The sequence below is a fragment of the Paenibacillus sp. FSL R10-2771 genome (assembly GCF_038000205.1).
Taxonomy (GTDB): Bacteria; Bacillota; Bacilli; order Paenibacillales; family Paenibacillaceae; genus Paenibacillus_AQ; species Paenibacillus_AQ phytohabitans.
Genome location: NZ_JBBOBM010000001.1, coordinates 4,817,170 through 4,839,132, shown reverse-complemented (window position 1 = coordinate 4,839,132; position 21,963 = coordinate 4,817,170). Strand labels below are relative to the sequence as shown.

The 21,963-nt window shown below is 54.5% G+C and carries 17 protein-coding genes; 7 read left to right on the top strand and 10 right to left on the bottom strand.

What is annotated here, in order from left to right; genetic code table 11:
- Nucleotides 1–584: 584 nt before the first annotated feature.
- From NSU14_RS20825 to NSU14_RS20815, 3 genes are read left to right on the top strand one after another with little or no spacing between them, the layout of a single operon-like run.
- On the top strand, nt 585–2,549 hold the full coding sequence (locus NSU14_RS20825; protein WP_340947205.1) for a serine hydrolase domain-containing protein: 1,965 nt from the start codon (nt 585–587) through the stop codon (nt 2,547–2,549).
- A gap of 22 nt (nt 2,550–2,571) precedes the next feature.
- Nucleotides 2,572–3,249, top strand: a complete 678-nt coding sequence (locus tag NSU14_RS20820; RefSeq protein WP_340947203.1) for a response regulator transcription factor — start codon at nt 2,572–2,574, stop codon at nt 3,247–3,249.
- A complete protein-coding gene (locus tag NSU14_RS20815; protein WP_042135388.1) occupies nt 3,246–4,604 on the top strand; it encodes a HAMP domain-containing sensor histidine kinase in 1,359 nt (452 codons plus the stop codon). The genes NSU14_RS20820 and NSU14_RS20815 overlap by 4 nt, the downstream gene beginning before the upstream one ends.
- A 969-nt stretch (nt 4,605–5,573) precedes the next feature.
- On the opposite strand, the gene NSU14_RS20810 is transcribed toward NSU14_RS20815, so the two are convergent.
- From NSU14_RS20810 to NSU14_RS20785, 6 genes are all read right to left on the bottom strand, one after another.
- Entirely contained in the window at nt 5,574–6,623 is a 1,050-nt protein-coding gene (locus tag NSU14_RS20810; RefSeq protein ID WP_340947200.1) for a YheC/YheD family endospore coat-associated protein, read from the bottom strand.
- A gap of 62 nt (nt 6,624–6,685) precedes the next feature.
- Complete coding sequence (locus tag NSU14_RS20805) at nt 6,686–7,204, bottom strand: N-acetyltransferase (protein ID WP_336099981.1); 519 nt, start codon at nt 7,202–7,204, stop codon at nt 6,686–6,688.
- A gap of 25 nt (nt 7,205–7,229) precedes the next feature.
- Complete coding sequence (locus NSU14_RS20800) at nt 7,230–8,345, bottom strand: YheC/YheD family endospore coat-associated protein (protein WP_076242743.1); 1,116 nt, start codon at nt 8,343–8,345, stop codon at nt 7,230–7,232.
- Nucleotides 8,342–9,715 (bottom strand): YheC/YheD family endospore coat-associated protein, encoded by a 1,374-nt coding sequence (locus NSU14_RS20795; RefSeq protein ID WP_336099979.1) that lies wholly within the window; start codon nt 9,713–9,715, stop codon nt 8,342–8,344. The genes NSU14_RS20800 and NSU14_RS20795 overlap by 4 nt, the downstream gene beginning before the upstream one ends.
- A 13-nt stretch (nt 9,716–9,728) precedes the next feature.
- Nucleotides 9,729–10,895 carry a YheC/YheD family endospore coat-associated protein gene (locus tag NSU14_RS20790; RefSeq protein ID WP_336099978.1) on the bottom strand — a complete coding sequence of 389 codons (1,167 nt, stop codon included), beginning with the start codon at nt 10,893–10,895 and terminating at the stop codon, nt 9,729–9,731.
- A gap of 10 nt (nt 10,896–10,905) precedes the next feature.
- Complete coding sequence (locus tag NSU14_RS20785) at nt 10,906–12,273, bottom strand: YheC/YheD family endospore coat-associated protein (protein ID WP_042135399.1); 1,368 nt, start codon at nt 12,271–12,273, stop codon at nt 10,906–10,908.
- A 337-nt stretch (nt 12,274–12,610) separates the two neighbouring features.
- Here NSU14_RS20785 and NSU14_RS20780 point away from each other — a divergent pair, with 337 nt between their 5' ends.
- The gene (locus tag NSU14_RS20780; protein WP_042135401.1) at nt 12,611–12,955 is read left to right on the top strand and encodes a YlbF family regulator; all 345 of its coding nucleotides are present in this window, start codon (nt 12,611–12,613) and stop codon (nt 12,953–12,955) included.
- Between the two features lie 100 nt (nt 12,956–13,055).
- Here the strand turns inward: NSU14_RS20780 and NSU14_RS20775 are convergent, their stop codons facing one another.
- On the bottom strand, nt 13,056–13,631 hold the full coding sequence (locus NSU14_RS20775) for a hypothetical protein (protein ID WP_340947196.1): 576 nt from the start codon (nt 13,629–13,631) through the stop codon (nt 13,056–13,058).
- Between the two features lie 194 nt (nt 13,632–13,825).
- Between NSU14_RS20775 and NSU14_RS20770 the strand changes: the two genes are divergently transcribed.
- Both NSU14_RS20770 and NSU14_RS20765 read left to right on the top strand, forming a co-directional pair.
- Nucleotides 13,826–14,110, top strand: coding sequence for a hypothetical protein (locus NSU14_RS20770; RefSeq protein WP_340947194.1), 285 nt, complete (start codon nt 13,826–13,828; stop codon nt 14,108–14,110).
- A 340-nt stretch (nt 14,111–14,450) separates the two neighbouring features.
- Complete coding sequence (locus NSU14_RS20765) at nt 14,451–15,785, top strand: DRTGG domain-containing protein (protein WP_042135406.1); 1,335 nt, start codon at nt 14,451–14,453, stop codon at nt 15,783–15,785.
- Between the two features lie 919 nt (nt 15,786–16,704).
- On the opposite strand, the gene NSU14_RS20760 is transcribed toward NSU14_RS20765, so the two are convergent.
- The 3 genes from NSU14_RS20760 to NSU14_RS20750 form a co-directional block, all read right to left on the bottom strand.
- A complete protein-coding gene (locus NSU14_RS20760; protein WP_076242746.1) occupies nt 16,705–17,013 on the bottom strand; it encodes a YtpI family protein in 309 nt (102 codons plus the stop codon).
- 93 nt (nt 17,014–17,106) lie between these two features.
- Nucleotides 17,107–17,610, bottom strand: a complete 504-nt coding sequence (locus NSU14_RS20755) for a hypothetical protein (RefSeq protein WP_042135408.1) — start codon at nt 17,608–17,610, stop codon at nt 17,107–17,109.
- 64 nt (nt 17,611–17,674) lie between these two features.
- On the bottom strand, nt 17,675–17,995 hold the full coding sequence (locus NSU14_RS20750) for a YtrH family sporulation protein (RefSeq protein WP_039309559.1): 321 nt from the start codon (nt 17,993–17,995) through the stop codon (nt 17,675–17,677).
- A 146-nt stretch (nt 17,996–18,141) separates the two neighbouring features.
- Here NSU14_RS20750 and NSU14_RS20745 point away from each other — a divergent pair, with 146 nt between their 5' ends.
- A complete protein-coding gene (locus tag NSU14_RS20745) occupies nt 18,142–21,900 on the top strand; it encodes a DNA polymerase III subunit alpha (RefSeq protein WP_340947190.1) in 3,759 nt (1,252 codons plus the stop codon).
- Nucleotides 21,901–21,963: the final 63 nt, after the last annotated feature.

Genomic DNA, 21,963 nt, shown 5'->3' with positions numbered 1-21,963 from the left:
CTCTGAGCTTTCAAGCAAGGTTTGTAAGTTAGGCAAACTGCTTAGAATGTGCTGTTGTCTCAGAGCTCCGGCCTGTAGCAGCGAATGGGATTCTTAAGTTGGCGTCTGTATATAGGGAAATGTTGTATGAAATACAACTCGGTTACATGCATACCCGGCTATTTTGGAGGATTGTTGTACGAAATACAACAATTATTCCAATAATCGGCCTGGAGGAGGATAATTGCTGCATTTTATACAACATTTTTCAATTTTTACCCTTTTAAGGAGGGGAATGTTGTATTTAGTGCAGGATTTTGAGTAATAGTGACCATACTTCTCTCCATTCGCACCATCCGCACCATTCGCACCATGAGGATGCATGCGGACCCAGGCAGGATTACTCTATAGACATTAAGAAGTTTATCGACCTGTTCGCCCACGGATTTGCGCAGATGAACCTGCTCATAGATTCGTGTAATGAACCTGCTCATGGACAGCTTATAGTCTTGTTAACGTTCTATTCACAATACTCTGTTAGTCTCTATAAGTGTCAGGCGGATGATTATCCGGCCTACAATATGTAAGATGATGCGGAGGATAATATGGTAATAACTATGCAAAAAAGGCTGGCCGCTGGTCTGACGATATTAGCTGTAATCGGGTTAAGCGTGAGCCTTATATTTCCCGGGAAACATGCCATGGCCGAGACGGCTCAAACTCAGCCAGCGGTACCTCAGACTGAAGCATCTGCCGCCAATCTGAAGGATATCGCGGGTCTGACTGCTTTCGTTGACGGAATCATGGAAGAGGATATGAACCGGCTGCAAATTCCGGGAGCGGTGATCTCCATCGTCAAGGACGGCAAGATCATTTTGGGCAAAGGGTATGGCAGCTCCAATCTGGAGCAAGCGGCTCCGGTTGACCCTGCAACCAGCATGTTCCGTATCGCTTCTACGACCAAGCTGTTCACCTGGACTGCTGTAATGCAGCTCGTTGAACAAGGTAAGATTGATCTGGATACCGATATTAACACCTACCTGAAATCCGTGAAGATTCCTGCTACTTATCCTGAACCCATCACCATGCGCCATTTGATGACCCACACAGCAGGATTTGAAGAGGGCGGAGTCGGTTATCAGATCGTCACTGATCCTGCCGGATTGCCCGGTTCCATCTCGGAGACACTCCATAAACATATGCTGGCCCGGATCAGACCGCCCGGTGAGATGAGTGCCTATTCTAACTATGGAGCCACGCTTGCAGGTATGATCGTGGAGGACGTCAGCGGTATTCTTTATAATGATTATATTCAGAAGTATATCTTCGATCCGCTGGATATGAAACATTCGACGGTCGTGGAGCCATTGCCGGAGTCATTCGTCCCTTACCAGGTGGTAGGGTATAATAGCGAGAACGGCAGCTTTATTCCAGGCACGCCTACTTTCGAGGGCGGATTTCGTCCTGCCGGCTCGGGCACCGTATCTGCAGTAGACATGGCACATTTCATGATCGCGCATCTGCAGAACGGGAAATATGGCAAAGGGCAGATTCTGAAGCCTGAGACTGCTGCATTCATGCATTCAACGGCCTTCCAGCTCGATAAGCGCCTGCCGGGAGTAGCTCTCGGATTCGCAGAGAAGCGGGTGAACGGGGTAACATTAATCTCTCATGGCGGCTCCGATCCCATGTTTAATACGGAATTGTATCTCGCACCTGCCAAGCAACTGGGGATTTTCTTATCCTACAATGGCGGTCAAGGCAGTGAATCGGCAGCAAATCTGGTCCAGGCCTTTTTCAACCGGTATTATCCCGCTCCCGAAGTGAAGCAACCGGAGTTCTCCGCTTCCGCGGAATCCGTACAGAAATATGCCGGCTCCTATCAATTTACACGCCGCAACATAAGTGATATTGACAAGTTCTTTAACTTTTTTGCCCAGCTGAATGTTACGATTGCGGACAATAAGCTATCCTTGGGAAGCGGCAGTGAACAACAGCTGTACAGAGCCATCGGTCTTAACCTGTTTCAGCTTGAAGGAGGGACCGATCAGATCGGCTTCCTTACGGATGAGTCCGGCAAAGTTACACATATGCTCCTGGACATGGCTCCGGAGATGCCGCTGGAGCGTACGCCACTTTTGGATCAGAGTAAGTTTTGGCTTATCCTTCTTGGTGCCGCAGGATTCATTTTCATCACCGCTTTGCCCGGACCCCTCTTCTTCAGACGCAGGTTCAAGGCGATGACGCTCGCAGAAAAGCGGGCCATCCGATTATCTGCGGGAACTGCAGGCTGGGCGCTGTTATCTTTTATTACTCTGTTTATGGTTATTATGTCCATGGACATTATGCAGAAGCTCAGCGGTATCAGTCCTTTGCTGTCTGTCAGCTTGGTTATGCCAATCATTATGGCGGGCTTGACCTTAGCAATGTTGGTCTCGGCTATATTGGTTTGGAAAAATAAGTACTGGACCGCCTTTAAGCGGGTGCATTACACGTTAGTGACGCTTTCGGCTGTCGTACTGATGATCTTCTTCTACTATTGGAATCTGCTCGGCTGGCAGTTTGGATAACGCTTAAGAGAGAAGGATGATCGTGGCTACTATACTTATCGCGGATGATGATGACAATATCCGGAAGCTGATGTCTCTATATCTGCGCAAAGAAGGGTTCGACCTCGAAGAAGCCGGGGACGGCACCAAGGCCTTGTCCATCATAGAGGACTCACAGATCGATCTTGTCATTCTGGATATTATGATGCCGGGACTGAATGGCTGGGAGCTGTGCAGGGAAATCAGGCGTTCGGATGCCAACCTCCCCCTCCTCATGGTGACGGCCAAAGCGGAATCTGCCCACAAAGTGAAAGGATTTCAGCTCGGAACGGATGATTACCTGACCAAGCCGTTTGATCCGGTGGAACTGGTGATGCGGGTAAAAGCGCTGCTCAAACGCGCACTGGTAGTTACTTCCCAGTCCGTGCAGCTCGGCAATGTGGTGCTCAACCGCCGGACCTTTCAGGTTACACGCAGTGGGGCACCGGTCACGCTTCCCTTGAAGGAATTTGATCTTCTGTTTCTCCTGGTCAGCCATCCCGGGCAGATCTTCACCAGAGAACAACTGATTCAGCAAGTCTGGGGACTCCATTATGAAGGGGACGGGAGGACTGTAGATGTGCATATCAGCCGGCTGAGGGAGAAGTTCAGCGGCAATGGCGAGGGTTTTCAAATCGAAACTGCCCGCGGTCTGGGATACCGGCTGATCCCTGAGCCATGATCAAGACACTGTATGTTCGGGTCATTCTCACGTTCCTCAGCATCATCATCTTCAGCCTGATCTGTTCCTTTTTCATCGGCTTGTATGTTTTTCAGCAGCAAATAAGCTATAAGGGACAGAGCGAAATGCTCGCAGTGGGCCAGGAGATCATTCACCGCTATGATGACGCCAAGCCTACAGATACGGACGAGTTCCTGAATAGTATGGTTAAAATATCGGCACATCCCATTAACCTGTACGATCCATCCGGAGAACATACTTTTTACGGGCTCATAGATAGCCCTGCTGTACCCATCACCTCAGAAGCTGTCCGGCAAGTGCTGCAGGGGAAGGTCTATCGTTCCTCCAAGGAAGATAAGGATACGTTCATCGGAATGCCCTTTATGCTCAAGGGGGAGTGGCATGCAATGTTCCTGCAGTACTCTGCAGGGAACGAGGCTATCGTCAACCGGATGGTACTCTTTGTGCTGCTGCTGGTGCTTGTGCTGGGAAGTGTATGTATCGTTGTTGCTGCCAGATATCTGGTGGAGCCGATCAAGGCTTTGACGAATGCTACCAAAAGACTGGCCAAAGGTGACTTCGAGGTGGATCTTAAAAGGAACCGAGTGGACGAGATCGGGGAGTTGACACAAAGCTATGTGGAGATGGCCGGAGAATTGAAGCAGCTGGAGCAGATGAGGCAGGACTTCGTATCGAATGTTTCGCATGAAATTCAGACACCGCTTACGTCTATTTCCGGCTTTGCCAAGGCGCTGCAGAACAATGATCTGATTGCAGAGGAGGAACGCAAGGACTATCTGGATATCATCATTGCGGAGAGTGGGCGTCTGTCGAGGCTAAGTGATAATTTGCTGAAGCTTGCTTCCCTGGATTCCGAGCATCATCCCTTCATAACAGGCTCCTTCCGGCTTGACGAGCAGATTAGAACCATCGTTGTAACCTGTGAGCCGCAATGGTCAGCCCGAAGCATCGTTATTGATCTGGAGCTGCCGGAAGCTGTCCATATCATTGGGGATGAAGATCAGCTGAAGCAGGTATGGATGAATCTGCTCAGCAACAGCATTAAGTTCACGCCTGAAGGCGGAAAGATCCGCATCTCTTTAGACAGCAGTGCAGCAGAAGTATCCGTCACCATCAGCGATAATGGCATCGGGATTTCCCCGGAAGAGGCTGGCGCCATCTTTCAAAGATTCTATAAAGCTGACAAGTCGCGCAGCGGAAACAACAACGGGAACGGTCTGGGGCTTGCAATTGTCAAAAAAATCGTCTCTCTGCATCAGGGGAACATTGAGGTGGAGGGAGCACCTGGAGGAGGGACGACGATGATTGTCAGGTTGCCCGTACGCCAGACATGATGAAGTCCCTAAATTGCCGGTCCGCTGCCTGGTCTTCCTCCGTAACCAAACCGCCCCGCTGATGAGTAAGAATCACGGCTTTTTGCAGGTACATGAAATACAGGTGGGTGGACTTCTGCAGAATGGGCATGGGGATACAACAATCCGGAATAATTGGGAGGTAATAAGACCATACCTCGGGGTATACCGGTTCAGGTCCAAGGCGTAAGCGAAGCGACTGCCCAGGCGGAAAGTAAGGAAACAGACAATGCCTCAACGAGTGCCAGAACAATATGGGTATAGGGAAAGCAGTACTAAAGAAACACCAGGGTCAACGAAAACGACAACTCCGAAAGCCATGCAACTAACGGGACTGACAGATATCACGAGCATAACTGCGAATGCAAATAGCTCAGCAGAAGTTCTTGCAGTTGATAAAGCTTGAATATGAATTTAGAAAATTCTTAACTGTGGTAATTCTGTCGCATTACAATGAACAAATGTCCCTCCGGTAGCTGCGGAGGGGCATTTGTTCATGTACAGGAAATTAAGCAAGAAGAAATATTGTGAAAAAGACGGTGAAGAGACGGCTAAAGAAATTTAGAAGAGTATTGTTTAGAGCCTGGGTGTCCGGTGTTCCTGAAATAAATGGATTTTCTCCACTTGCTAGGAATCGGAGGAGTGAAAGTCCAACAGCAGTTGGAAAAACAGTACTTAATTGGCAGTAAATCGGTCAAAGTAAAGGAAGGATGAGAATTTAAATGCCATTTTCCAATTAAACTCCGAAAATAATCCAAAATGATAAAATTAAGATATGTTTTTCCACTTAAATTCTTCAGAGGTTGACCTAACCAACATCAGCTAGCATGAGTAAGCAGCTTGCTTACAAGGAGATCCTTCGCTGGAACAGAGAGCAGCAGCAGGAGCTATCGCATGGCAACCCGATAAGTTTGCCTGGAGGAAAATTTTGTTCGTTGCAGAGCTAATCCTCTATTCCTCAACCGTCTTTGCCGAGCTCGGCGTGTTCTTGTTCTTATACACCCACATCGCGTACTCCAGCGGGCGGATCAGCGCTTTGCGGTAGGTGCTATTGTCGCCGGAGCGGGCGAAGACCTCGCGGGCCGGCTTGGGGTTGACCTCCAGCACGTAGATCTTGCCCTCGCGGTCGATCGCGAGGTCGAGCGCCAGCTCGCAGAGTGCGCCGAAGCTGTCTTCGAGGTACGCGGCGGCTTCGAGCCCCAGCTTCTCTGCGGTCCGCATGGCCTTGTCGGCCCGCTCTTCGTTGCCGAGCCACTGCTTCAGCAGGGCCTCGGCCCGCATCGCATGCCCGCCGCCATGAAGGTTCGAGGTGACGCTGCGGGCAGCGCCTACCCGGCCGGCCATGCCGGTGAATTCCCAGACGCCCTGGCCGTTCTTCTGCACGAGCATCCGGTAATCATGGAACCGTCCGCTGGGCAGACGCAGCGGAATGCCCTGCTGGATGAGGAACCGTCCGCCGAGGCACCACTGGCGCACAATCGACTCCAGGCGGTTCAGCGACACCTTGCGGGGCGCGATGATCTGGCGGCTCTGGCGGCGTCCCTGGATATCGTAGAGGTGCTTGCCTTCCCGCTGCCGTTCAATCCGCAGGATGCCGCGTCCGCCGGTGCCGTTAACCGGCTTGACGTAGACGACCGGACTGATCTTCAGCATCCGGTGGAGATCGGCGGAAGACTGATATAGAAGAGTCTCCGGCATATGCTGCCGAAAACGGCTTTTCTGTGAAAAGGTCTGGTGAACCGTCCACTTATTACGCAGCGGGCGGTTCAGGAAGGTCAGGTGGTCGTACCGCGCGCGGAAGCGCAGCAGCTGCTGGAACCGCTGGCTGCGCTGAATGCGGCAGCGGTCATAGATCATATTGGGGAAGGAGCGCCACCTGCGCGACCATGTTCCGCTTTTAACATCATAGACAAGCGCATGGATCTGTTCCTTGCTTACATGCACATCTGCGGGGGTAAAGACAAAGACATCCAGGCCAATCCGGCTGCCTTCAATAATCATCCTCCGGTACACGCTCTTCTCCTCAAGCTGTTTGGCGTCATTCAGATATAGCGTGAGGATGCCTAAGACGGGCTCTGGCACAGGAGTTCACCTTCTTGTGGGAGAATAGTAGGTCCGGCTGCAGTCCGGGGAGACCGCAGCAGCAGCGTGGGTTTGCCCGTAGGGCCGTTAACCAGGTCTACGGCGGCAAGCCCGCTGTTGAAGCACATTTTCAGGCTGGCCGGGTTATCGCAGGCCACATGGCATTCCAGCTGTCCAAGACGTTCCAGCTGCGCGGTAAGCAGGGCTGTGCCGGTATGCCTCTTGCGGTACAGGGGATGAACGGCTACTACACAGGCCTCCTTGCCGTAGCCGGAGACGAAGCTGACACCTGCGAGCTGACGGCCGTTCTGACCCCGGACAGTGGCAACGAGCAGCGAAACTCCCGGCAAGGCGAGCTGCTCCGGTGTCAGCCGGGCCAGCTGCCTGCAGCCGCGAAGTGTAATCCTCTGCTCCCCATACTCCCTCAGGAACTCAAGCAGTCCGGATAGTCTGGAATTCCACTGCACCGGATTGCTGTCGTAGAGTGAGGATATCTGCATGGTGTCACTTCCTTTACGGGTTTAATTAGGGCTTGGTCTGGCGGGACAGATGCTGGCCATAATGAAAAATGCGTTCCAGCGACAGCTTGCGGATCGCCGGCTCATCGAATTTCATCGGCCGGGAATTGGCCTCGAAGAACCACAGCCCGCCTTCTTCATCGACGCCGAGGTCCATTGACATCTCGCCCAGCATGGTCGCCGAAGCCCGTTCAATCTGCCGGGCAATCAGCAGCGCCGTAGTGGGGACATTCTTCAGGATGGCCGCCGCCTGCTCCGCCCCGAAGGTTCCCTCCAGCATGCTGGAGGGCTCTTCAATGCTGCCGCCGCGCGGCACATGGGTAGTGATGCTGCGGGCTCCGGCCAGCCGTGCGCCAATGCCGGTGACCGACCAGGCGCCCCGGCCGTTCTTCTGCAGCAGCACGCGCAGATCGAAGGGACGCCCGTGGTGCGCAGCAAGCACAATGGCCTGCTGCACGATATAGCGGGATACTCCTTTTTCCCTGACGATTCTGGCCCACAGGCGTTCGAGGGACGCGGCTTTGTAGGTTGTATTCTTCTTGCCGCTCTGGATCTGCAGCCGGTAAGGCAGCATAGCATCCATCCGGTATCTCAGCCGCATAATCCCTTTGCCGGCTTTGCCGTTCTCCGGTTTGAGGTAGAGACTGTCGTGATTCTTCAGCATGGCCGTCAGGGTAGCTGCACTGCGCAGGCGGCGGGTCTTGGGCACATGCTTTGAGGTTGCTTTGGATTCCTTGAGCCACTCGAAGAGATTCCATTTATTGAAAAAGCTCGGATTGTACAGCTGGATCTCAGGATGCTCCAGACACTCCGCTATTTTACGGGCGACCGGTGCTTTCTCCTCTTCAACGCGGTTCGGAATCCGGTTATAAATCACCTGCGGCAGCGGGACAGGAATGGAGTACCAGAGCTTGCCGCTGGCAGAGGGGACGAAGCCGTTCACCATCCGCTCCTCCAGCTTCAGATCGCGGACGGTTACAACATATACCAGATAACCCATTTCTTTGCCGGTGCGGATAATATCGCGGAAGTTATTGCGGTTGCCGCGAAACTGCTTCAGCCGGTCACTGGTCGTCAGGATGGCGATAACAGGCTTGCCGGGGTCTGGGATACGGCTGTTCACAAGTCATCCCTCCTGCGGAATTTGCTGAGATACAGACAATGCTCCAGGATGTGCTCAATGGAAGCTTTGCCCTCAGCGCGCAGGGAGGGGTGGCGGAAGATAGAGCGTCCCGGTTTGGCATTGGCCTCGAACATCCAGATATCCTCATCCTGGTCAATCCCGAGATCAAATCCAATCTCACCGAGCAGATGCCGGTGCTGGATTTCCAGGGATTCAGCCAGCTTGACGGCTGTTGTTTTGGCGCGCTGCAGCACTTCATCCGATCTTGCGCCGAAGACACGGCCCAGTGCCTGCTGCGGTGTAAGCAGGGCGCCGCCGTTCTTCAGGTGGGTGGTGACACTGCCCCGGCCGGCTTTCTTGGCCCCGATGCCGACAACTACCCATTGGTTGCTGCCGTTCTTATGCATATGGAAGCGGAAATCAATCGGGCAGCCGTCAATCTCAATCAGCCGGATACCCTGCTGAACCACATAGTTCTGCAGGCTCTGTCCGTGACGGCCGCGCAGCATGCGCATCAGGCTGTCGAAGCTGGTGAAGCGCAGCAGCACATTCTTGCCGCTCTTACGGTAACGGGCGAAGTACCCCTTCTTGGGCAGGTAGGTCAGGCGGTAGATGCCGTGTCCAAGACTGCCTGCGGAAGGTTTGTAATAGACAAAGTGGTGGCGGTCCAGCATATCGCGCATCTGTTCTGTGCTGGGGTTGCTGTGTGTTTCAGGCACGAAGCGGTTGGCGGCACCGTCATTCTCCAGCAGACGGTATACATCCGATTTATTGAAGAAGCTCCAGTTGAAATAGGGAATCTTCTTGCGTCCGAAACGCTCGCGCAGCTGGTTGATGTATGGGGAAGTCTCTGCTCTGCGGCTGGGCAGACGGTTGTAGACGACATCCGGCAGCGGCACCATTTTACGCTCGAATTTGCCGCTTGCACTCAGGAAATATCCGTTGACCTGCTCCTGCTGCCAGTCGATATCACGCGGCATGAAGGCGAAGATATAGCATTTGTTGCTGCCTTCGCGCAGCAGCTGCTTGATGAAGCCGGTACGGGAGCCGAAAGGCTGTGACGCTGAGGCGGGCCCATCGGAAAGTACCCCGACCAGCGGTCCGAGCTGGACCTCATCATTCTGCAGGTTGCGTAAATAAATGCCGCCTGATTTCGGAATCTTGATTGCGCTCTTCACTCCCGAGGCCAGGAAGAGATGCTTGCCGGCGCGTTTGATCGGCTTGATCATCGCCGGTATGGCATCCTTCCCAAGGCGCAGGCGGATGTTTTTCTTGCCGGATAATTTCAGGCTTTTCATCAGTTCACCCGAGACATAGACCACTCGTTGGGGCTGCTTGGTGAAATGAACATTGCAAAAAGTGAGACCCATTTATGAATCCTCCTTAGGAACCATTGATATCATTCTCCCGTTGAACGGAACTGCCTTTGAAGCAGCTTGTGGTTTGCTGCCAGGGTGCAAGCAGCAGATGACGCGCATAGCGCAGCGGATTCTCAGCGGCGAGCCTAGCAGCCCGGCGGTCGCCCGTCAGCCGGAACACCGTGCGCCCTGGTTTGGAATTAGCTTCAAGCAGATACAGTCTTCCTCCGGCATCGATGCCGAAGTCTAGACCGAGCTCTCCCAGTCTCCCGCAGGATTCTTCCAGCAGGGGAGGCAGGAGTGCGGCGGCTGAGATCAGCTCCTGATACAGGTCCCGGCCTGCTGCGCCGTATTCGGCTAGCAGGAAGGGCAAAGCGGGAACCGCGGTTCCCCCGCCGTGCAGATTCGAGGTAAGAGATCCCCGGCCCCCCAGACGAACGGCCATGCCGGTCAGGGTCCATGCGCCGGTGCCGTTCTTTTGCATAAGCACACGCACATCGAACGGCTGTCCCCCGCTGCCGGTGAGATGCAGATAAGGCTGTATGATATAGCGGTGCTGGCCGATGAAGCGGTGGATCCAGTTCAGGCCTTCGTCCAGCGTACCGAAAACATATTGAAAAGGTTCATTCATCCGGTCTCTTCCCCGCACACTCACTCCGCAGCCTTCGTGTTTGCCGAGGAGTACTGCATGCAGGGTGCGTTTGCCGTGGGAGCCGGTTTTGGGTTTCAGGAACACACCGTATTCCCTTTCGGCCAGCAGGTTGCCGAGCGCCTTCCGTCCGCTGTAGACCAGCGTTTCAGGCAGCAGGGCAGCGGCTGCGCGGCTGCGCCGCAGAATTTCGTATACCCCCCATTTATCCGGCAGTCCGCGTGACCAGGGAAGCGAACGGGATAATACAGCCAAGGCGGCAGCTGCAGATTGCTTCTCCTCCGGAGTCCGGTAGAAGCAGCGGTTATACAGGATGTCAGGCGGAGGCGCCTGGGCAGGCACCCATTGTCCGCCTTGCCAGAGATATCCGCTGACTGAAGCGCCATCCTTCGCAACACCCTCCGGATGAAAAACAAGGACCTTCAGATCATACAGCGGGGCCGCCCGGCATAGATGACTGCAGAACTCCGGCTCTGCGATGGGAGGATTCCCGTGGCGGCGGTCTGTCATTATGCCAAGGAACCCCATTGCTGTTTCTGTCATGATGTCCTCCTTACAACCCGGCCAGATAGCGGCAGTATAGAATCATTTGTTTGACGGAGGGTCTGATCTTCTGGTCGTTCAGCGGCGTGTTGTCATTCTTGGACGGCTTGGAGTTGACCTCCAGCAGCCAGATTCTGCCGGACTGGTCCAGCGCAAGGTCGATGCCCAGCTCCCCGAAATGCGCGGGGATATAAGTCTCTACGCCTCTGGCGATTGCCAGTGCAGCCCGGGGGAGCTGAACCTGGGAGCTTTCCTTCGCCCCGGGCGGGAGATTGCTTTTGCCGATGGCTTCGCGGACCGTACTGAGCGTCCCGCCCCGGGCGAGATTAGAGACAAAGTGATTACTTCCGGCGGTCCGGGCCACAATGGAGGTGACGCCCCATTTGCCGGTACCGTTCTTCTGTACGAGTGCCCGGAAGTCCACCGGCCGCCGTCCAAGCTCCATCAGGGGCAATCCCTGCTGAATCTGGTAGCGGGTCGTTTTCATCTTCGGGGCAATGGACCCAAAAAGCTTCGCCAGACTGGGATAGCTCTGCTTGCGTGTCCCCAGCGGTGTTGTTGACAGCAGCCGGTAGCCGCCGCCGTCTTCTTTGGAGATGCGCAGAATGCCTTTGCCAAGGCTGCCGCGTACAGGTTTCAGGAACACACTTGGGTAATTGCTGCACATTCTTTTCAATACGGCGAAGCCGTTCAGGGCATGCGACTCCGGCAAATACCGCTGCAGGGCGGGATCTTGCGCCAGCGCTTCGAATACCTCTGTCTTGTCAAGGAACTTTTCATTGAAGAAATGAGTTCCGTAGCGGGATTTTACATCCGCCAAAAAATGCTGTACGCTAGGTTTGTTCTCTACCTTTCGTGTCGTCAGCCGATTGTTGATCACATCGGCCACAGGAAGACTCAGCTTCCGCCAGCCCTCATCGTATACCCAGCCCTGGATGGTAGTGCTGCGCGTTTCCAGCGCTTCCGGGGTAAAGAAATATACATAGGCGCCCTGTGCATGGCAGGCATTGGTCAGTTCCCGGCAGAACATCGTGATCTGGCCGAACACTCTGTCGGGATGCTCGGGATGGTCCCGGCTCACCAGAACTCCAATCAGCGGCCCCAGCCGCAGATTGCGGCTGCCTGAACTATAGGAAGCGTTAAGCTTGAGGCGCTGCCTTAAGCCCAGCCGCCGCGCCAGCCCTTCGCTTACGCGCAGGCTGTCGGATTTGGGAACCGGAATAACGGTAACCTCCTGCCGGAAAGAGCCGAAGGTAAGCTGGATTGTTCCGTGCGCCGGTATTTTGAGCCTCTTCATGGATTTGTCGCCTAGCATTACAGCGTTTTCCTGCAGGATGCCCGAGTGGACCGTTTGGACCGGGATCTTGAGTTGGGACATCGTGGATCTCCTTCCGGTAGGCAGCATGATGCCGGCAATATGAATCTTAAGGGTTACATATCATTCATCATATGGAGACATCTGACCCTTGGTGATTGACCTATTCTTTAAAAAGCCGTGCCGGACGGATTAAATGTCCGGCAGCGGTGAAACCATTCGGCAGGTGGAGTACAGGTGCAGGCTACAGGTGCAGGCGCACAGACAGAAGTCTGGCCGCTGGAGGGGAAATAACGTGACCGCGAAATTTGGGCGGATGCACAAAGCTTAAGCGAAGTGAGTTTTGTACGAAGTAACTCAGGAAATGTAGCTCACAACAAAACTTTTAGGAGGATTTATAATGAACGTAATTGACAAGGCACATGAACTGGCGAGAGCCATTAAAGACAGCACCGAGGTATCGGATATCACCAGCGCGATGAAAGTGATCGAAGCAGATCCGGAGAGCAAGCTGATGCTCGACAACTTCCGTCAGAGCCAGATCGAGCTGCAGCAGCGGATGATGAGCGGAGAGATGCCTCCGCAGGAGGAAATGGAGAAGATGGAGAAGCTGTTCGAGGTGCTTAACCTGAATCTCGGGATCCGCCGCCTGTTCGACGCAGAGCGCCGCCTTAGTGTAGTCATCGAGGATGTGAACAAAATCATCACCGACAGCCTGTCCCAAATGTACGGCGGACAACAATAAGCGCTATAGGAGGGGAATCCTCCTGATAATAGCAAGAGGGTGATTCCAGGGCCATTTGGCTCCGGAATCACCCTCTTTTTGATGCTAAGGCCGGTTATTTCTAATCCTGTTTGCCTTCAATGGCACAGAGCAGAATCGCGGCAGCTACGCCAATACGTCTGTCGAGCACACCTTTGCGGTCCTCGGAGAAGTCGGCGATGATTTTGGTGACAAAAGGGTTGAAGTTCTGCCGGAAGGCCGGGATGACCATGCTGCCGATCTCCACATTATATTTTTGCGGAATTAGAGTAATGACACGCCGCAGCAGCGCCATGAACACACTGTCCTCTTTAATGAATCCGATCTCGTTATCGCCGGTGTCCAGAATCACCCATTCATCTTTGAAGATGGACTTCAGGCCTTTGCGGCGGAGTGCGCCCAGAGATTCCCCGGTCTCCGAATCATAGACATCATAGGTGGCGCTGAGATCTATCATTTTGCGGGCTTTAATGCGCAGCAGCTCTCTCTCCATGCTCTCGTCCGTGTACAGGGCTATATCCTCTTTCAATTTGAACGCTTTCATTTGCGAAAAGAGCACCAGCTCCTCCGAGCTGTTGTAAATATGCAGCTTCGCCCCCATGACGGAGAATACCTTTTTGCGGATTATGTACTCGGACTGGCCCCAAATGTTATTCAATGTAAATTCCTCCTCTTCGTGGCTCCATCATCTCACACCCCCGGCATTCAGGCTAGACTAAACCCGGAGGCAGCGAAATCAGCGGGATGAAAAATTAGCAACTTGTCTCATAATCCGGACCTGAAGTTCATAGAGTAGAGATATAGATTCAGATTCAGCCTGACAACCCTTTAGAACGAAGGAGCGGTTCGACAATGAAAAAAAGAAACAAATTCAAGCATTCCGTGTATCTGCTGGCGGCTCTGGCGATGCTGCTGTACGCGCTGCCGAAGCTGTCTTTTCAGAATGGCCCCGGCTGGGTGCTGGGCTTCGGTATTATCTGGTGTGCGTTTGCCTTCCTGGTGATTGCCTCGCACCTGCACTTTATCATCGGAGTGGATGAAGAGAAGCAGAAACGCCTGGAGGCGGTCCGCAAGGTTAAGCTGGAGCAATGGCAGGGCCAGTGGAACGAAGAAACCCGGGTGTCCCAGAGATTATAGAATTTGGCCGGGCCTATAGGCAAGGTGCAGCGGCTCACCCCCTGTTTCGCGAAAGCTGCGGACTGGGGGTTTGCTGTGTTTGCAGTAATGTGGATGTGCGGATATACAATGTATTTATGTCTTGTGAAATGATGTGTTATAGCTATATTCAAGGCTGTACTCATGCATGCATTATATGTGTGTGGGCATAAGCGCGGCTGTACCTTAATTGCCTCTGGCATCGCTTGTCATACGGCTGACATATCTCTTGAAAGAAGCATACCCGTTCTGTTGTACTCCGCTGTAACCAGCGTTATAATGGGTACAGAATAGTACAGATCGGGGTATGGGGGTGTAACAGTTGGAAGGTCAAGGCGATAACATTACAAAGCATGAACAACTGCTGCAGCATATTGAAAGCCTGAAGGTGGGAACGAAGATTTCCGTCCGCAAGCTGGCCAAGGAAATGGGCGTCAGTGAAGGTACAGCTTACCGTGCGGTGAAGGAAGCGGAGAACCTGGGAATCGTCATTACCAAGGAGCGGATCGGTACGGTCCGGGTAGAAAAAAAGCCGCGCAATATTTCTGATCAGCTTACGTTTGGGGATGTAGTTGACATTGTCGAGGGACATGTCCTCGGCGGAGCGGAGGGTCTGAACAAACATCTTCATAAATATGTGATCGGCGCGATGAAAGTGGATGCTATGATCCGTTATATCGATGCCGACAGCCTGCTGATCGTGGGTAACCGTGATGATGTGCATTCACTTGCACTGGAGCAGGGGGCAGGGGTGCTCGTAACCGGGGGCTTCGGTACCAGCCGCGAGGTGAAGGCGCTGGCGGATGAACTGGACCTGCCGGTGATTTCATCCCGGCATGATACGTTTACAGTAGCTTCGATGATTAACCGGGCGATTTTTGACCGGCTGATTAAGAAGAAGATTATGCTGGTGGAAGATATTGTGGAGGGCAAGCCGCGCCTGAATACGCTCAAAATCTCCAGCACAGTCGGCGAATTACGCGAATTGTCCCTGGCGAGCGGCGAGCAGCGCTTCCCGGTGACCGATGAGTGGAACCGGGTCATCGGCATCGTGGGCCGCCGCGATGTGGAGGATCTCGCAGAAGGGCAGAGCATCGAGAAGGCCATGATCCGCAGCCCGGTGACCGCCGCACTGCAGACCTCGCTGGCTTCGGCGGCGCAGATTATGATGTGGGAAGGGATCGACTTCCTGCCGATCGTAGACCGCAACCGCAAGCTGGTCGGGTCGCTGACCCGCAGGGAAGTGCTGCAGAGTCTGCGCGATGCCAGCAACCAGCCGCAGCTCGGGGAGACCTTCGATCATCTGATCTGGAACGGTTTCGCCGATGAGCGTGATGAGGAGGGCAAGCTGTTCTTCCATGGCTTCATCACACCGCAGATGGCGACGGATCTGGGCACGATCTCGGAAGGGATATTGTCCACGCTGATGACCCTTTCCGCATTCAAAGCGGCCAAGGACATCACCGGCAATGACTATGTGCTGGACAACATGTCCACCTATTTCATCCGCCCGGTGCAAATCGAGCATTCCATTATCGTCATGCCGAAGCTGCTGGAGATCAGCCGCCGTACCTGCAAGCTGGAGATTGAGATCAGCCATATGGAGACCATTGTGGCCAAGGCCGTCCTGATGCTGCAGTCGATTGACCACGGCTAAACCGCTCAAGTATATACATTCAGCAATAGTGCAGGCATACATGCAGTCTTCGCACAGAAAATGAATACAGGACGAATACAGACGAGTCAGAAACTAGTCAGAATCAATATAAACGAATACAGACGAGTCGGAATCGAATAAAACGAATACAGACGAGTCAGAACCGAACATAAACGAATATAGACTAAATAGACCAGACTATCCTGTAATTACCGGGAGAGTACTCTGGTCTATTTGGCATTCGAGACTAATCGGGGTTATTCGGCAAGCCATGGAACAACTGGTTGGATTATGGCTGCGAGGCTAAGAAGCTGAACAGCTGAACAGCTGAATACTATATGAGCGACGGACTGGACATCTGGTTACATGGGACACTAAGTGGGCGAAGGACTGGATATCTGGTTACATGGAGACTGAGTGGGCGACGGGCTGGACATCCGGTTACATGGACACTGAGTGGGCGACAGACTGGACATCTGGTTACATGGACACTGAGTGGGCGACAGACTGGACATCTGGTTACAAGGATACTGAGTGGATAGGTCTCTCTTATGAGCAGCGGGAGGTAAGTGGAAAAAGGGCATCTATTTGTCCTGGACTTCCCGATTTTGGAACAATAAGTGGAAAAAGGACAACTAATCCGCCCGAATCTGCACCAGGGGAGGAAAGCGGACGAAATAAGTGCCTTTTTTCCAACTGCTTCCCTGAAAGGTACGGCTTGGCCAGAAATAAGTGTACAATTTCCACTTCGCATAGATTTTACCGGAGAGCCGGGTGGGGAGATGCAGCGAATTAGCTAGCGATTCAAAGATAAATACCGATTCAAATAGCGATGCAAAGATTCAAATAGCGATTGAACTACCGATTAATAGCCGGATTAAAATTCCCATTCAGATACCGGTTCGGACACCGTAAACACTCAGCTTCCGCTCCCGCTGCGGAGCCGGCTGTAGTACCCGTGGCTGCGCAGCCCCGAGAAGATGTTGAAGATACCCAGCAGCAGAAAAGCTGCTTCAATGACAACATTAAGCGTCGAGCCGCGGAAGATGAACATCGACATTAGTGAGAGCGTTACCAGCATTGCGCCGAGCAGCACGTTCATAATTGATCGCTTAAGCCCTTTGATGAGCGGGTCTACGGCCCTGCGGGAGGAGAAACTATACATCGCGGCGCTGATCATAAAGACAACCAGCAGAACAAACAGCAGATACTTGATGAGCATAATCATGGACAGACAGCTCCTTAGTGGAAGGTGGGAAACAGTGCTTCGGCCTATCTCTACAATTCTATGATTTGCCCACTATTGTACCATGATTAGGACTCAGGTGCGCTTATAAGGACCGATCTCCACCCAGATTTGCAGCACACCCTCCATAACGAGCATAGTGCGGATTTTGACGGTGTATTCCTTCTCGCGTACAATGTAGATTTTGCCGTCCAGCAGCAGGCGTGCCAGCTTCCCGTCGGAATCGATTTCAAACATGCTGCGCCCGCGCATCGGCTCCAGATCGCTGACCAGCTTCCTGAGGATTTCCTTAACAGTTACTGTGTCCAGCACAGCGGTGCCTTCCTTAACTTTGCTGTCCTCGGTGCGGACCTTAATCTCCCGGATTACGGTGGAGGTATTGTTGTATTTTTTGAGCGTGTCAATGTCATCGCGGTACTCCTCGATCTGTATCCGGAGTTCCTGATTGCTTAGCCAGAGCACGTTGTACCCCATATGATAAATGGCGTTATATACCACGGCGCCCACAATCATTCCCAGCACAAAAACGGCAGCAATCTGCGAGAAACGCCGGTAGCGGTGAAACGGCGGCAGGCGCATGGATTCATCCTCCCTTTAAATATATGAATGTATCTGCTCAGCGCTATCCATTATCCTTCCGTTTCTACTTGCCGCACACCCATTTGACTAGCTCACTGCCCATATGAGCGCCCAGAAAGGCGAAGACCAGATAGAGAATCTGCTTGATGGCGGGGGATAGGTTGCCTCCCAGCATGTTGCTCTCAATGACCCGCATCGGGTCGATCGTTCCGCCGACGGCGGCGGCCAGTGCCCAGATTTTGATCCGGTCAGCGATATCCAGCATGGTGTGCGTAGGCGGCTGCAGGGAGACCACGGCTCCGATCCCGCCCAGCAGGGAACCGCCCAATACAATGCCGAAGGCGATGAAGAAGTCGAGGACGGCTTTGCTCAGGAAAATATTCATCATAAGGCTCCTTCCCGGTCCAGGCAATTACTTATCCGCTGCCTGTCCTTATGCTCTTAATCCATTCTATGGGCGGTTCCCCCTCTAATATGATAAAATAGTTTCATCTTATGTTTTGATTTTGGAACTGAAGGGAAGTGGGGATAATGAGCCCTTTCGTGCATTTGCATGTGCACAGCGAATACAGTTTACTGGACGGGGCGGCGCGCATTACGGATCTGGTGCGCCGGGCCGGCGAATACGGCATGAAATCGCTGGCGCTGACGGATCATGGAGTGATGTACGGGGCTATCCCTTTCTATAAAGCTTGCCAGGAGAACGGCATCAAGCCGATTATCGGCTGTGAAGCTTATTTGACCGCAGGCTCGCGCCGTGAGCGGGGCAGCCGCAAGGATCAGCCGATCTATCACCTGATTCTGCTGGTGAAGAACCAGATCGGCTACCGGAACCTGATGAAGCTGATCTCCATCGGCCATCTGGAGGGCCAGCACTACAAGCCGCGGATTGATATGGAAGCACTGGCGGCGCATGCCGAGGGCATCATCTGCCTCAGCGCCTGTCTTGGCGGAGAGGTGCCGCAGCATCTGCTGCATGGGCGTGAGGAGGAAGCGCGTAAGGCGGCGCTGCGTTACAAGGAGATTTTTGGCGCGGACTTCTACCTGGAGCTGCAGGATCATGGGATGCCTGAACAGAAGCGGGTGAATCCGAAGCTGATTCAGCTTGCTGCCGAGCTGGATATTCCCCTGGTGGCTACGAATGACGTGCATTATATGGACAAGGAAGATGCCGAGGTTCAGGATGTGCTGATCTGTATCGGCACAGGCAAATCTGTGGATGATGAGGACCGTCTGAAGATCGGCACGGATCAGCTGTTCTTCAAGAGCGGCGAGCAGATGGCCTCGCTGTTCCCGCATGTGCCGCAGGCGCTGGAGAACACGCTGCGCATTGCAGAAGCCTGCAATCTGGAGCTGACGTTCGGCAATCATATTCTGCCGGAGTATTCCCCTCTGCCGGAAGGGCGGGATGCCGCCGCTTATTTGCGTGAGCTGTGCCGCAGCGGGCTGGAGGAGCGTTACGCGGATACGCCGCTGTGGGCATCTCCGGAGCAGAAGGAAACGGCCGAGAAACGGCTGGCCTATGAGCTGGGCGTCATTGAGAGCATGGGATTCAGTGATTATTTCCTGATTGTCTGGGATTTCATCGCTTTTTGCCACCGGAATGGTATTGTTACCGGCCCGGGCCGTGGTTCCTCGGCAGGCAGTCTTACAGCATATACGCTGAAGATTACGGATGTAGATCCGCTGAAATACAATCTGCTCTTCGAGCGTTTCCTGAATCCGGAGCGGATTACGATGCCCGATATTGATATTGACTTCAGTGACGAACGCCGTGATGAGGTTATTGCCTATGTGGTGGACAAATACGGCAAGGAGCATGTGGCGCAGATCATCACCTTCGGAACGATGGCGGCAAGAGCAGCTGTACGGGATGTAGGCCGTGCGCTGAATCTGCCGTATAACGAGGTGGACAAGGCGGCGAAGCTGATTCCGGGCCAGCTCGGCATCAGCATCACCCGGGCGCTGGAGAGCACGCCAGAGCTGAAGGCTCTGTATGATACCAATCCGAAGACCCGCGGGCTGCTCGACATGGCGATGAAGGTTGAAGGCATGCCGCGTCATGCCTCAACGCATGCTGCCGGAGTGATCATCTCCAAGGGGCCGCTGACCGATGCCGTTCCGCTCCAGGCGGGCAGTGAGAGTACAGCGCTGACCCAGTACTCCATGGAGCATCTGGAGAGTGTAGGTCTGCTGAAGATGGACTTCCTGGGGCTGCGGACCCTGTCGATTATTGAACGCTGCATGAACTGGGTGAAGGAAATGACCGGCAGCGTCCCTGATTTCCGCTTCATCCCGGATCATGATCCGCTGACTTACGAGATGCTCGGGGCAGGCGAGACCACCGGCGTGTTCCAGCTGGAATCCGCGGGTGTACGGCGGGTGCTGAAGGATCTGAAGCCCAGCGGTTTTGAGGATATTGTCTCCGTGGTGGCTCTGTACCGTCCGGGTCCGATGGAATTTATTCCGAAATTCATCGGGGGCAAGCACGGGGAATTCGAGGTCGTATATCCTCATGCTGATCTGAAGCCGATTCTGGCCGATACCTATGGGATCATCGTCTATCAGGAGCAGATCATGCAGATTGCCTCCCTGATGGCCGGGTTCTCGCTCGGCGAAGCCGATCTGCTGCGCCGTGCGGTGTCCAAGAAGAAGCGGGAGACGCTGGACAAGGAACGCAGCCACTTTGTGGAGGGCAGTCTGAAGCAGGGCTATCAGGAGGCGGATGCCAATGAGGTGTATGACATGATCGTGCGGTTTGCCAACTACGGCTTCCCGCGTGCCCATGCTGCCGCCTATGGCGTGCTGGCGTTCCAGACTGCTTATCTCAAGGCGCATTATCCTGTGCAGTTCATGGCAGCAATGCTGACCGCGGTTATGGGAACCCACCGCAAGGTGGCAGAGTATGTACTGGAATGCCGCCGCAGCGGGGTCGGCGTGCTGCCGCCTGATGTTAACGAGAGCGGAGTGCTGTTCACCCCTGTACCCGGCGAAGGCAGCGGGCATATCCGCTTCGGACTGGCAGCGGTCAAGAATGTCGGGACGCTGGCGGTGGAGAATATTATGGCGGTCCGCAAGGAGCGTCCGTTCGACAGCCTGCTTGATTTCTGCCGCCGTGTCGATCTGCGCGTCTGCAACAAGCGCGTGATTGAATCACTTCTGCAGACAGGCGCCTTCGACCGGCTTCCCGGCCACCGGGCCCAGCTGCTGGCGATGCTGGATGAGACTGTCGATGCGGCAGCGAAGTGGCGCAAGGAGCGCGATGAGCTGCAGATCCAGCTGTTCGATGATCTGATTGAGACGCCGAACTGGGAAATCCGTTATCCGGATATCCCGAAATTCTCCGTGACCCAGCAGCTGGAGCTGGAGCGTGAGCTGCTGGGCCTGTACCTGTCCGGCCATCCGCTGGACGACAGTGCGGCCCTGCTGGAGGAGCCGGGGATGCAGAAGCTGATGGATCTTGGCGAAATGGCAGACGAGAGCATGACGGTGACGGCCGGCATGGTCGTGTCGGTTAAGGAAATTACGACAAAGGCCGGCAAGGCGATGGCCTTTGTCGAATGGGAAGACCAGATTGAGCGCTGCGAGGTCGTACTCTTCCCCGAGGTGTGGAAACGCAGCCGCGGCCTGATCGAGAAGGGTGCGCTGCTGGCCCTGCGCGCCAAGGTGCAGCAGGAGGACGAGGGCTTCAAGCTGCTGGCCGAGGAGGTGGCACCGCTCACCGCGGACAGCGTGCGCGGCCTGCTGCAGCGCCGCAGCGCCGCAGGCGCCCGGCCCGCCTACGCGGGCCGGAACGCCCCCGCAGGAGCGCCTGCGGCAGCTCCTGCAGCCCGTACGGGCGCCGGAAGCCCCGGCGCCCGCAGCGGCAGTGCAGCTGGCGCAGCCGCTGCACCGGGCACGCGCACACCGGCGGCACAGCCGCCCGGTGCGCGCGCTAACGCGGCCGCTGCGCAGGCCGCGCCCCAATCCCCGGCCGCGTCAGCTACGCGGCCGGGAAGCCCTGCCCCGCTGCGCACGGGGCAGCCTGCACCTGCTGAGCGCTCCGCAAGCTCAGCGCAGAGCACCCAGCGTGTCTTCATCAAGATCACGCCGGGCGCTGAGCTCAAAGGTCTGCTTCCGCGCCTCCAGGCACTGCTGCAGACCCATCCGGGACCAGCCGCGACGCTGCTGTTCTACGAGCGCAACCAGAAGGTGCTGGCGCTCAGCGACAGCTACCGGATCGAGCCCTCGGAGGAGCTGTTTGCGGCAATAGAGAGCATGCTGGGAGCCGGAACCGTCAGAATCAGGTAGGAACGGCTTGCCGTCCGCTAAGGAGGCTTTGCATCCGAAGCAGCAATACAACGTATCCCTTTC

What these genes read in the sequence shown, in the direction of transcription:
- NSU14_RS20825 (WP_340947205.1), top strand. Translation starts at nt 585, where the DNA reads ATGGTAATAACTATGCAAAAAAGGCTGGCCGCTGGTCTGACGATATTA.
- NSU14_RS20815 (WP_042135388.1), top strand. Translation starts at nt 3,246, where the DNA reads ATGATCAAGACACTGTATGTTCGGGTCATTCTCACGTTCCTCAGCATC.
- NSU14_RS20810 (WP_340947200.1), bottom strand. Translation starts at nt 6,623, where the DNA reads ATGATTATTGAAGGCAGCCGGATTGGCCTGGATGTCTTTGTCTTTACC.
- NSU14_RS20805 (WP_336099981.1), bottom strand. Translation starts at nt 7,204, where the DNA reads ATGCAGATATCCTCACTCTACGACAGCAATCCGGTGCAGTGGAATTCC.
- NSU14_RS20795 (WP_336099979.1), bottom strand. Translation starts at nt 9,715, where the DNA reads ATGGGTCTCACTTTTTGCAATGTTCATTTCACCAAGCAGCCCCAACGA.
- NSU14_RS20790 (WP_336099978.1), bottom strand. Translation starts at nt 10,895, where the DNA reads ATGACAGAAACAGCAATGGGGTTCCTTGGCATAATGACAGACCGCCGC.
- NSU14_RS20785 (WP_042135399.1), bottom strand. Translation starts at nt 12,273, where the DNA reads ATGTCCCAACTCAAGATCCCGGTCCAAACGGTCCACTCGGGCATCCTG.
- NSU14_RS20780 (WP_042135401.1), top strand. Translation starts at nt 12,611, where the DNA reads ATGAACGTAATTGACAAGGCACATGAACTGGCGAGAGCCATTAAAGAC.
- NSU14_RS20770 (WP_340947194.1), top strand. Translation starts at nt 13,826, where the DNA reads ATGAAAAAAAGAAACAAATTCAAGCATTCCGTGTATCTGCTGGCGGCT.
- NSU14_RS20760 (WP_076242746.1), bottom strand. Translation starts at nt 17,013, where the DNA reads ATGATTATGCTCATCAAGTATCTGCTGTTTGTTCTGCTGGTTGTCTTT.
- NSU14_RS20755 (WP_042135408.1), bottom strand. Translation starts at nt 17,610, where the DNA reads ATGCGCCTGCCGCCGTTTCACCGCTACCGGCGTTTCTCGCAGATTGCT.
- NSU14_RS20750 (WP_039309559.1), bottom strand. Translation starts at nt 17,995, where the DNA reads ATGAATATTTTCCTGAGCAAAGCCGTCCTCGACTTCTTCATCGCCTTC.
- NSU14_RS20745 (WP_340947190.1), top strand. Translation starts at nt 18,142, where the DNA reads ATGAGCCCTTTCGTGCATTTGCATGTGCACAGCGAATACAGTTTACTG.